At 41.6% G+C, this 10,676-nt stretch carries 15 protein-coding genes; 9 read left to right on the plus strand and 6 right to left on the minus strand.

Features of this window, described 5'->3' with window-relative positions; genetic code table 11:
- Positions 1-81: 81 nt before the first annotated feature.
- The 3 genes from JL57_RS00820 to JL57_RS00830 all read right to left on the minus strand — a co-directional run bounded on the left by JL57_RS00820 (position 82) and on the right by JL57_RS00830 (position 2,473).
- The gene (locus tag JL57_RS00820) at positions 82-1,698 is read right to left on the minus strand and encodes an IS66 family transposase (RefSeq protein WP_291299550.1); all 1,617 of its coding nucleotides are present in this window, start codon (positions 1,696-1,698) and stop codon (positions 82-84) included.
- A 122-nt stretch (positions 1,699-1,820) separates the two neighbouring features.
- Complete coding sequence (gene tnpB, locus JL57_RS00825; protein WP_034140156.1) at positions 1,821-2,183, minus strand: IS66 family insertion sequence element accessory protein TnpB; 363 nt, start codon at positions 2,181-2,183, stop codon at positions 1,821-1,823.
- A complete protein-coding gene (locus JL57_RS00830) occupies positions 2,177-2,473 on the minus strand; it encodes an IS66 family insertion sequence element accessory protein TnpA (protein WP_034140157.1) in 297 nt (98 codons plus the stop codon). The genes tnpB and JL57_RS00830 overlap by 7 nt, the downstream gene beginning before the upstream one ends.
- A gap of 144 nt (positions 2,474-2,617) precedes the next feature.
- On the opposite strand from JL57_RS00830, the gene JL57_RS00835 reads away from it, so the two are divergent.
- Both JL57_RS00835 and JL57_RS00840 read left to right on the plus strand, forming a co-directional pair.
- Entirely contained in the window at positions 2,618-3,802 is a 1,185-nt protein-coding gene (locus tag JL57_RS00835; protein WP_034140158.1) for a Xaa-Pro peptidase family protein, read from the plus strand.
- A gap of 238 nt (positions 3,803-4,040) precedes the next feature.
- Entirely contained in the window at positions 4,041-4,439 is a 399-nt protein-coding gene (locus JL57_RS00840) for a RidA family protein (RefSeq protein WP_045691318.1), read from the plus strand.
- A 70-nt stretch (positions 4,440-4,509) separates the two neighbouring features.
- Here the strand turns inward: JL57_RS00840 and JL57_RS33205 are convergent, their stop codons facing one another.
- A complete protein-coding gene (locus JL57_RS33205; protein ID WP_291299551.1) occupies positions 4,510-4,701 on the minus strand; it encodes a hypothetical protein in 192 nt (63 codons plus the stop codon).
- A 61-nt stretch (positions 4,702-4,762) separates the two neighbouring features.
- On the opposite strand from JL57_RS33205, the gene JL57_RS00845 reads away from it, so the two are divergent.
- Positions 4,763-5,242, plus strand: coding sequence for a hypothetical protein (locus JL57_RS00845; protein ID WP_034140159.1), 480 nt, complete (start codon positions 4,763-4,765; stop codon positions 5,240-5,242).
- The gene (locus tag JL57_RS00850) at positions 5,239-5,772 is read left to right on the plus strand and encodes a permease (RefSeq protein WP_034140160.1); all 534 of its coding nucleotides are present in this window, start codon (positions 5,239-5,241) and stop codon (positions 5,770-5,772) included. Before JL57_RS00845 ends, JL57_RS00850 begins: the two co-directional genes overlap by 4 nt.
- A gap of 118 nt (positions 5,773-5,890) precedes the next feature.
- Here the strand turns inward: JL57_RS00850 and JL57_RS00855 are convergent, their stop codons facing one another.
- Positions 5,891-6,895, minus strand: a complete 1,005-nt coding sequence (locus JL57_RS00855) for a permease (RefSeq protein WP_034140161.1) — start codon at positions 6,893-6,895, stop codon at positions 5,891-5,893.
- 25 nt (positions 6,896-6,920) lie between these two features.
- A complete protein-coding gene (locus JL57_RS00860) occupies positions 6,921-7,271 on the minus strand; it encodes a metalloregulator ArsR/SmtB family transcription factor (RefSeq protein ID WP_034140162.1) in 351 nt (116 codons plus the stop codon).
- 289 nt (positions 7,272-7,560) lie between these two features.
- Here JL57_RS00860 and JL57_RS00865 point away from each other — a divergent pair, with 289 nt between their 5' ends.
- The 5 genes from JL57_RS00865 to JL57_RS33210 form a co-directional block, all read left to right on the plus strand.
- On the plus strand, positions 7,561-7,797 hold the full coding sequence (locus JL57_RS00865) for a hypothetical protein (protein ID WP_034140163.1): 237 nt from the start codon (positions 7,561-7,563) through the stop codon (positions 7,795-7,797).
- A gap of 126 nt (positions 7,798-7,923) precedes the next feature.
- Positions 7,924-8,244 carry a helix-turn-helix transcriptional regulator gene (locus JL57_RS00870; RefSeq protein WP_291299552.1) on the plus strand — a complete coding sequence of 107 codons (321 nt, stop codon included), beginning with the start codon at positions 7,924-7,926 and terminating at the stop codon, positions 8,242-8,244.
- A 27-nt stretch (positions 8,245-8,271) separates the two neighbouring features.
- Positions 8,272-9,309 (plus strand): ACR3 family arsenite efflux transporter, encoded by a 1,038-nt coding sequence (arsB, locus tag JL57_RS00875; protein ID WP_034140164.1) that lies wholly within the window; start codon positions 8,272-8,274, stop codon positions 9,307-9,309.
- A 64-nt stretch (positions 9,310-9,373) separates the two neighbouring features.
- Positions 9,374-9,631 (plus strand): hypothetical protein, encoded by a 258-nt coding sequence (locus JL57_RS00880; protein ID WP_034140165.1) that lies wholly within the window; start codon positions 9,374-9,376, stop codon positions 9,629-9,631.
- Positions 9,632-9,984: 353 nt separating this feature from the next.
- A partial coding sequence (locus JL57_RS33210; protein ID WP_291299553.1) for a hypothetical protein occupies positions 9,985-10,676 on the plus strand: 692 nt, incomplete at its 3' end.

Below are 10,676 nucleotides of genomic sequence, written 5' to 3' on the forward strand. Positions count from 1 at the left end.
CGTAAGCGCTTAACGAAGCAGTGCATTGACAAAATAAAACCCCAGTACAATTCATCATACTGGGGCGAACCATCCAAGCTATTATTGATTGTTGCGACAGTAGTCTGGCAGTTTCTGTGACCAGGGCATAAAGTCCTCAAGTAGTGATGGATTAGCCTTGAAGTCAATTCCTGGCAGTTTACTGAAGATATAGAATAGGAACATGTAGACGTTGATTTTATTAGCCTTAGCTGTTTCCACAATACTGTAAACGATGGCGCTGGCTTTGGCCCCTTTGGTCGTATCTGAAAATAACCATCCCTTCCTTCCTATAACAAAGGGGCGAATTTTATTCTCAGCTCGATTGTTAGATAATTCAATCCGTCCGTCTTCGAGAAACGCGCTCAATGAAGCTTTTTGGTTGACAGAATAGGTGATGGCTTCCGCAAGTTTGGAGCCTTGGAGAACGTTGACGGTTTCAAGCCATGTGTAGTAAGCCTCAAGAACGGGTTTCGATCGTTCCTGACGCTGAAGTTGGCGTTTATCCGGGCTAAGCTGGTCCAACTCTCTGTCGATAGTAAACAGTTGGTTGCAGTAGTCAAATCCCACTGCGGCGGTAGATTCCTGAAGAGGACCACTCTTTGGCATGGCCTCCTGATATTTACGCCGGAGGTGCGCCCAACAACCACAACGGGTGACGTTCAACACTTTATTGTATCCGCTGTAGCCATCGGTTTGCAGCCAGCCGTGAAACCCTTCTAAAAATCGTCGAGCGTGTTCACCTGAACGCGTAGGCTGATATTCAAACAGCACCACGGGCGCTGTTCCGGTATTGCCAGAGCAGTACAACCACATTCGCGACTCTGAGGATGGCTTCTTACCCTCCTCTTTAAGTACCTGAATGGCAGTTTCATCCGCGTGAATCACAGCCTGCTCCAATAGATGGGATTTCATAAGCACCCATAGGGGTTCTAGCCAATCCGTAGCGGACCGTATAATCCAATTGGCCAACGTCGCTCTAGAAAGCATGACTCCTTGATTGGCCCAGTCCTTTTCCTGACGGTACAAAGGCATGCCATTGACATATTTCTGATACATGACATGGGCCACCGTCGAAGCTGAAGCAAGACTCCGTTTTATGACGGGTGCGGGAGTGGGGGCTTTCATGATCGTAGCATCTCCCGTTTCCTTTTCGCAATCTTCGCAAACATAGCTGAAGCGGATATATCGGAGAACCCTTACCTTTGCAGGTATAATCTCTAATTCTTCCCGCACAGCCTCCTTGCCAAGAACCCGCATTTTTCCGTGGCATATTTCGCAGCGACACTTTTCTTCATCCAACTCGCAAAGAACCTCCACCACTGGAACATTGGCTGCCAGTTCTTCACGGGTGCGTTTGGCTTTCCGACTATGACCAGCAACATCCACTTTGGTAGGCTCTGGTGCTTGGCGGTTTGACTCAGCTTCTGCTTCGTTGAACAATGAGGGCTGATTCGCTTCTTCACCTAGCACATATTTACTCTTTTCACTGGAGGGTCCAAACATGGATTTTTGAAGATTAAGGAGCATCGTCGTGAGTTGATCAATACGCACTTGCTGAGATTCCACCGTTTTAGAATGTATTTGTAACTGCATCTCTTGCTCATTCAGCTGGGTTTCGATTCTGGAAATATATTCAGTTATTTCAGGCGCAAGGCCTGTAAAATTCATTGTTTTCATGGTAATATTTTAACACAAAAAAGCTTAAAATTCCAGTGATACCAGGTCTTGTAGCCATTTTTGAAGTTATTTTTTTCATTTCAAAGGTTGTGTCTTTCACCCCGTAAATGATGTCGTTTTCTTCAACAAAAATCCCTAGCTGTTACTTCGCCAAACCCCTTGGGTGGGTCAATGGACAGACCGTCCATGAGCATGTGAACTTGCCGGATAGTAATATTCCGAACATCGGATGGTGAATTCGGCCATTTAAATCGGGCTCCTGCACCATCGAGTCTCTTGTAGTAAAGTGCAAAGCCGTTGCCATCCCAGTTGAGAGCCTTCAGTCGATTGCGGTTTCGGTTGCAGAACAGGAAAAGATAGTTCGCAAAGGGATCCATCTTAAAGTTCTGTTTCACGATGATTGCTAATCCGTCCACAGAACGTCGCATGTCCGTGATTCCGCAGGCCAGATAAATCCCATCATAGCTCGTGATGTCCTTCAACATACAGCATCCATGACACAAAGTACATCAGCAAGCAGTTTTGAACTAAACCCCGTTTCAACTGAAACTGTCCATTTACCACAAGTCAGTTTTACTTCGTCTGGGAGGTGTTGCTCCGTTGTCATCATAACGTGTGCCCATTGTGGGGGATCGAGTTGAACTTCTTTGTTAAGTTTCGTGGCCCAAGAAAGATAGCTGTGATAATTGATGTCTTTAACTTTACACCACGCTTTTGCAGTCATCCCGCTGGTCCTACATTCGGCCACCAGCGCCTTACGTTCTTGTTTGTCCATTCGAATACCTCCATTCCTTTGTGTTATGGAGATAGTTTCTCATAGATAAAGCATGTTGACCATGCACCGGTTTATTAAGCGCTTACGGTGCTTTATACTTAAAGACTTAACTTAACTTAAAGCAAAGAAAGGATGGGATACTAGGTGCAAATCGGCAGGGAAGAGTATGTACAAAGAATGAAGAAGGTACAAAAACTGATTGCAGATAATAGTTTAGATAGTTTTATTGTGTCTTCAAAAGAGAGCATATATTATCTGACAGGCGTAACATTCAAACCATTAGAGCGCCCCTTTTTTATACTTCTCAGAAATACTGGACCCTCAGTTTTGCTTGTTCCAGCACTTGAAAGGGAACACATGACAGAGGCGCCTAACGTGGGTGAGGTTCATAGCTACTGGGATTATCCTGCACCCAACGGTTCAGGGTGGTTCGAGAAACTGCAAGGTCTATTAAAGGGATTTAATAACGTAGGAGTTGAACCTACACTTACTCAAGAAATTGCTGCTAAGCTCTCGCCTTATAACGTAAAAGTCTTTCCATTTGTAGAAACAGTCAGGTTGATAAAATCTGAGTATGAAGTCAATATGCTTAGGCAGTCGGCTTACTATGCTGATATAGCACTAGCATCCGTTATTAAGGCCGCCTATTTTGGAGTTTCTGAGTTAGAGCTGTTTTCTCAAGGTCGTAATGTTCAAATGCAGATTATAAAGGACATAGAATATGACGTATTAAATACGAATATTCTGGCTGGAGCGTGGCCGGCACCTATGAGTGCCCAGCCCCATAGTGTACCGTCTGTGGATGATCGTTTGAAAGAAGGTCCGCATATAGCGTTAACTTTAATGAGGGTTAACGGATATTCTACGGAATGTGAAAGGACATTTTTCCTTGAAAAACCTACTAAACAGGTAATGGAAGCCTTTGAAGTTATGAACAAAGCAAGGGAATTGGCCTTTAGAATGGTAAGGCCTGGTATGAACTGCGGAGAAATTGATGTGAGCGTTAAAGATTTTTTAACCAAAGAGGGATACGGTGAAAACCTTCTTCATAGAACAGGGCATGGCTTCGGTCTGAGTGCTCATGAAGGGCCATGGATAGCCGAGGGTAGTATAAACACCCTTGAGAAGAATATGTTTATAAGCATTGAGCCTGGTATATACATAGAAGGAGTAGGTGGTATTCGCCATTCCGACACCGTATTAGTCACAGATAATGGGTATGAGCTACTAACAAAAAATCCAACCGACATGGAGAGTCTCATAATTAGGTCCCTAAAACCGTTGAAGAGGTTAAAGGGACGTGTAATGAGGAAGGTCATGGGCATTTAATGAAAGTCTGCGGTACGCTCGTTCGAAATACATGGCATTTCCAACTCTAGCCAAGATGAAAGCGGTTAGGTAGATATCACGTCAAGGATTGAATCTATTGATGTTCGCAGAGTCATCGTCTCCACATAATTGTCATCGTTTTGCGTGGAAGGTCTTAGGTAAACTGCCAAAATAAAAATATGACAATATTTAAGGTAAAGGCAGTTGCTTTAATAAATCAAGAAAAGGGTGAATTAAATTGACCAATAAACGTTCCATTAATCCCGCAAGTAGTCATGTTACGAGAGGCTATTCCCAAGCTATTCAGGTGGGCAACACGGTCTATATTTCCGGTCAGGTAGGTCTGGATCGTGACGGAAAACTTGTCGGCAAGGATGACCCTATTGCCCAGGCAAGGCAGGCCGTCGAGAACATTAAGGCCATTCTGGATGAAATAGGGGCAGGTGCCCAGAATATTGTGAAAATGAGAACGTACGTTACCGACAGGGAAAACTGGGGAGCAATTCTCAAGGAGATTGGTCGTCTCACCGCCAAACATTCTCCCGCTTATACGACGGTGCTGGTAGCTGGATTGCTCTTGCCGGGCACATTAGTAGAGATTGAAGCCATAGTAGTTTTAGAAAAAACAGAAGCATAAAGTTTGCTAAGTTTCTGTAATCATATTTCACCCCGTTCCCATTAACAGCGACACGGAAAGTCCTGCGCAATTAATTAAACGGTCGCACAAAACCACATCCTGCGGCGGCATACGTTTGCTCGGAATCTGCTAAAAACTGGGGAATAGCTACACATGGCTCTTTAACAACTCCAGCGGAAGTGTGCTCATCGTTACTATCTTCCATGCTGTCAAATACGGTCGGCCCCAACGCTGGGGTTAAGCAAAGGTCGGTGGTTCTCATTCTTACAGCCATATTGTGATTGCATTATATTATTATTCAAATTGAAAAAGGGGTGCTGGAAATGTTTACTGTTCTAATGTACGTTGTGGCTTTCGGCCTTCTTATCCTTTCCTATATAAAGGATAAGAAAAAGACGTTCATGGCCGTGAAGAAGTCGTGGAAGTCTTTTGAAAATATTCTTCCGCAATTCTTGTCAATCTTAGTGATTATAGGTATTATGCTGGCAGTTTTGAGCCCTGAAGTGATCTCTGGATTAATCGGAGAAAAATCTGGGTGGTGGGGAATGCTTATGGCCTCTATTGTCGGTTCAGTTACCTTAATACCCGGATTTGTGGCCTTTCCTTTAGCTTCGGCCTTGTTGAACAACGGTGCGGGGTTTATGCAAATCGCCGTATTTATCTCAACGTTAATGATGGTTGGAATCGTGACAATCCCTCTGGAGATAAAGTATTTTGGCAGAAAGGCCACAATACTCAGGAATAGCTTAGCCTTCGTATTTTCGTTTATCGTCGCAATTGCAATCGGGGTGGTGTTGGGATGAAAACGTTACTTAAACGATACAAGTATTTCTTGGGATTGATCATCCTTAATATCATCGTCTATGCTTTGTATCCATCAACGGGTCAAACGTCAATTGACATCACATGGAGTAATGCTATAGAGATGCTTTCGATTCTTCCACCCATATTTATTCTATTGGGGCTTTTGGATGTATGGGTAAAACGAGAAACAATGATCAAATTGATGGGCGAGAAATCAGGAATCCTTGGGGTTCTAATCGCATTTTTCTTAGGTTCGGCTGCAGCTGGGCCGTTATATGCAGCGTTTCCTATAGCGGGAGTTCTCCTTCAGAAGGAGAGCAAGCTTTCTAATGTCTTAATCTTTCTCGGTGCCTGGTCAACGACTAAAATACCGATGCTTTTATTTGAGGCTTCTGCGATGGGGTGGAAGTTCATGATGACGCGGTTTGTGATAAATATTCCTGTAATTATTCTAATTGCGTATATCACCGGAAAGCTATTAAATGAAAGAGAGAAGAAGTATATATATAATAGTGCTGGTAGTATTTAATAATGAAACTAAATTACAGGGCTTTTTATACTTTAGCGTCTTGATAGATTACAAGGTAGTGCAACCCTCCCATTTTTTCATTGTTTTAATGTATATTTGTTAAAATAAATTCAATCGATTATAAGAGTAAATAGCCCAAGGCATTAAAGGTATATCCAATAATAAGGATTCCCACGGTAACGATTCCAGCAAATATGACAAGGAGCTTTGTTTTCACCACCTTATTAAGCATAATCATGGACGGAAGTGATAGTGCGGTTACCGCCATCATCAAGGATAGAGCAGTTCCTATGCCAACACCTTTTAAGACTAAGGCTTCTGCGATGGGTAAAGTTCCGAAAATATCAGCATACATCGGTATGCCAACCATGGTTGCAACTAGGACAGAGTACCATTTGTCCTGCCCAAGTACCGTAGAAATTATGGATTCTGGGATCCAGTTATGAATGGCTGCGCCGATACCGACACCGATCAGGATATACAGCCATACTTTTTTGATGATATCAAGAACTTGATCTTTTGAGATTTCAAGTCTGTCCTTGACAGTCAGTTCTTCCTGTTCTAACTCCATCATCTTATTGCTGTAAACAAAAGGCTCCACATAGTTTTCAAGCTTTAATATACTGATGATTGTTCCACCAATGACAGCGAGAATAAGACCTACCACGACATAGGCAATGGCGATTTTCCAATTAAAGATACTGGCAAGTAATATGACGGATGCCAGATCAACCAGAGGGGATGAAATGAGGAACGAAAACGTAACGCCCAGCGGTAGCCCGGCACTTGTAAAGCCTATGAATAATGGAATTGAAGAGCAGGAACAAAACGGCGTAACGGTTCCAAGTAAAGCTCCTAATATATTTGCAGTAATGCCCTTAAAGTTGCCGAGTATTTTGCGGGTTCTTTCCGGTGGGAAAAAGCTTTGGATATAGGAGATGATAAAGATCAGGACGGATAACAAGATAAATATCTTAATAACATCGTAGATAAAAAAATGAAGACTTCCACCCAGGCGATCAGATACATTCAGTCCGAATACATTTTCTACTAATAGTTTAACTAAGTTGGAAATCCAATCCATTCTTAGAACTTGGTTATTCAACCATTCAAAGATAAACATTAGATCAGCTCCTAAATTTAGGTTATTAATCGCAGTTCACACAACATTGATTCAAATACTTTTCTTTATCAGCAAGTCTGCCCTGATCGATGACAAGCTGAGGGTACGACTCAAGCTCTTCTAAAATGTATTTCAAGGTATTAAGTAAGACAGCATTTTCAGTTTTTAAAGAATAGAAGACAAATTTTTCTTTTCGTTCATCAAGGACTAAATTCATATCCCTTAATTTAGATAGATTCTTAGATATCTTAGGCTGTGGAACCTCTAAGATACCACCAAGTTCACAAACGCAAAGATCTTGCTGATAGAGAAGTACGATGATCCGTAGTCTGGTTTCATCGGATAAAAGTTTATAGATATTCGTCAATTGATTCATTTTACGCTCCTTAAAATTAATATTAGCAACTTGTATTATTAACCTATGCACATATGGGTATATGTATATAGTATTCCTTTCTAAGTTTGTTTGTCAAGAAGTTAATGTTTTCAAACGCGATATAACATGGTTGATCCATGAGGAGAATGCTACAGAAAACATTGGAGATAAACGTACGGCTACTCTCAAACTTGCCTCCTGTGCTAGATGGTTTTCTTATCGCAGGAGGATCTTTAATATAAATGAAGAAATTTAAAGAAGCTGGGAAAATTTGAAAGGAAGTGGATGCATGAAAACATGTCAGAGCTGCGGCTTGGGTATTGAAGACAACAACGACCTCGTAAGCTGTTTTAAGTATAAAACTTTGAACAACTCACAAGAGGATAAAGCCAACTGCCTATATTACATAGAAAGAATTATAGAGGATGACGAAAGCTTGCCTCCCCTACAACACCTTCTTTTAGTAGAGCAAGAATTAGGGAAGCGAAAAATGAAGATTAGTATTAATGATGGACTTCGGGTTTAGTTAGTTTCTATGTACGTCTTTAGGTCAAATCATTCTTCTGTCTCTACTTGCAAAAAGCCACTACATATAATAATATAAACATATAAGCAATCAATTATATAAAAACAAATATAAGGGGGTAAGCACTTGAGTGCAGAACAGCGTCTTGAAGCAATGGTAGAAGAATTCAAAGTATTGGGAGATAAAACACGGTTAAGAATTTTATCCTTGCTAAAGGGGCGGGAGTTGTGTGTCTGTGATTTGACGGAAGTCCTAGGAATTAGTCAACCAGGGGTGTCCCAACAGATGAGACGCCTGCGTCAAGCCGGATTTGTGCTTGAACGCAGGGGAGGACAATGGACTTATTATTCATTGAACATGGAAAACGTGCTGATGATCTTGCTTTTGCCCACGTTTCCTAAGGTCAAGGAAGATGAAGAACGGCTTGTTAATGCTAAAGGATGTTAAACTATAGATAAGATTGGAGGACGTATTATGGGTTTTTTTGAAAGATATCTAACGGTTTGGGTGGCTCTATGCATGGTTGTTGGCGTATTTATCGGAAAGTTCTTACCGTTTATTCCTGATTTTTTAGGACAGTTTGAATATGCGAACGTATCAATACCCATCGCCATTCTGATTTGGGTTATGATCTATCCAATGATGATGAAAGTTGATTTTCAAAGCGTAAAAAATGTGGGGAAAAATCCAAAAGGCTTATATTTGACATGGGTGATCAATTGGCTTATTAAGCCCTTTACAATGTATGGAATTGCAGCGTTCTTCTTTTACGTGGTTTTTAAGGCCTTTATTCCGGTAGATCTAGCACGAGATTATTTGGTAGGAGCTATTTTGCTCGGGGCTGCACCCTGCACAGCGATGGTCTTTGTATGGAGTCATTTAACAAAAGGCAATCCAGCTTATACCGTCGTACAAGTAGCAACGAATGACCTAATCATCCTTGTTGCGTTCACACCAATCGTGGCCTTTTTATTAGGCATCAGCGGAGTACACATACCCTGGGAGACTCTTATTTTATCCGTTGTACTCTTTGTCGTGATACCTCTTACGGCAGGAATATTGACTCGTATATCCGTGATTAAAAATAAAGGAGAAGACTACTTTCTTAACTCGTTTCTCCCGAAATTCAACAACATTACAGTCGCTGGGTTGTTGCTGACGCTGGTCATTATTTTCTCATTCCAAGGCAATGTTATCCTAGAAAACCCCTTACACATCTTTTTAATCGCCATCCCACTTACAATTCAGACGGTCCTGATCTTCTTTATATATTACTTTACAGCAAGAGGTTTAAAGTTGGCCCATTGCATTGCGGCTCCTGCCGGAATGATTGGAGCCTCTAATTTCTTCGAGTTATCTGTTGCTGTTGCCATCGCTCTCTTCGGTGCGACATCGCCGGTTGCTTTAGCGACTATAGTAGGGGTGCTCGTAGAAGTGCCCGTTATGTTGATGTTGGTTAAATTTGCAAATAACACAACCCACTGGTTTCCCAAGGAAGACTTGATGAATTAGAGTTTAAACGGTGTTAATGGATCACAGAAAAAGTAGATTCTTTAATGAGGGGAGTTTATCGCTTATGGTTCAAGTAGATGTGTTCGGAATCCGTGAAGAGGCACCTGCTGGTGCGTGTAGTTGCGGTGGGTCGTGTGCTTCAACAGCGGAAAAAACCATGGGAGAAATGTATGAGGATTTGGTTCAGTTTTTCCAGGAAAGTGATCTGGCGACTGACGTACGCTTACAGTTTATTGATCTCTTTGAGGATGATCTAAAGGGCTACGATTCCGCTCATACAATGTTTAAGAACGGCTTTGCCTTACCACTGGTAGGCGGTTAATGGGGCTGTCCTTTTTTATGGCGGGATCAACCACAGCAGGATCTATGAGGAAGTTTGGAAGGCTTGCTAAGCGTATAGCAACAAGGGCCCTCATCCATGAGTTAACGGCAAGCACTGTTTTATAAAAAAGAATATGCCGGATAATTTTTAAAAAGATACTGTAAATACAATATTGAAGTATAGCAATATGAAAAATATCATTGAGCATCTCGAAAATTTATGATGGATTTAAGATTAGAAACAGCCTCATTTAAGTATTTCAGGCTCTTACTCAAATGAGATGAAGGAAGTGCTGAACATCCACGGGTTTTCACATTATGATATACTATAGAATTAAGCCTGTGAGGTGTGATATGTGTACAAAGGATTGGTATGGTATTTTTTCAACAGCATTACATAAAGAGTGCTTTACCCAAGGAGAGATTCAACAAATATACAAGATTGAAATGGAAGCAAGAACATTCTTTGATTTTGGTGGAATTGTTCCTGATTTTTTAATTCTTCAAAATATTGAACGGGACAGCAAAAAAATCCGGTATTATTGGGATTCTCGTTCAAGTGAAGCAATGTGCCCCTTTTGCGGCATGATGAGCAACAAGGAATGTAAGGACTACTTTGACAAGCCATTACAAGACATACCACAGGGCGGATTGGCGGTATATCATGTTGTACGCAGGAAAAAATATTTCTGTGAAAACCTCAATTGCCCGCATACCCGTTTTGTGGAACGGTTGGATGGTTTTGGCGAAGAAACCGCACGAAAAACAATCCGTTTTAAGAAATACTGTGTAGAACGGGCATTGGAAAACGGATGCAAACCTGCGGAAGACGCGCTAAAGAGAGATGGAGCTTTGGTGAGCAATGACTCAATCGCAAGATATTTAAAAGTGGAGTCTGCCAAGCAAATTGAATCTAATCTAAAGCGAAACGATGTAAGGGTTTTGGCGATCGATGACATCAATCTTCGCAAAGGGGACAAGTCGACAGGTTGTACTGTTTTAATCGATGAAGAAACCCATAGGGTTTTACTAATCATACGCGGCAC

This window comes from Desulfosporosinus sp. BICA1-9 (assembly GCF_000802135.1).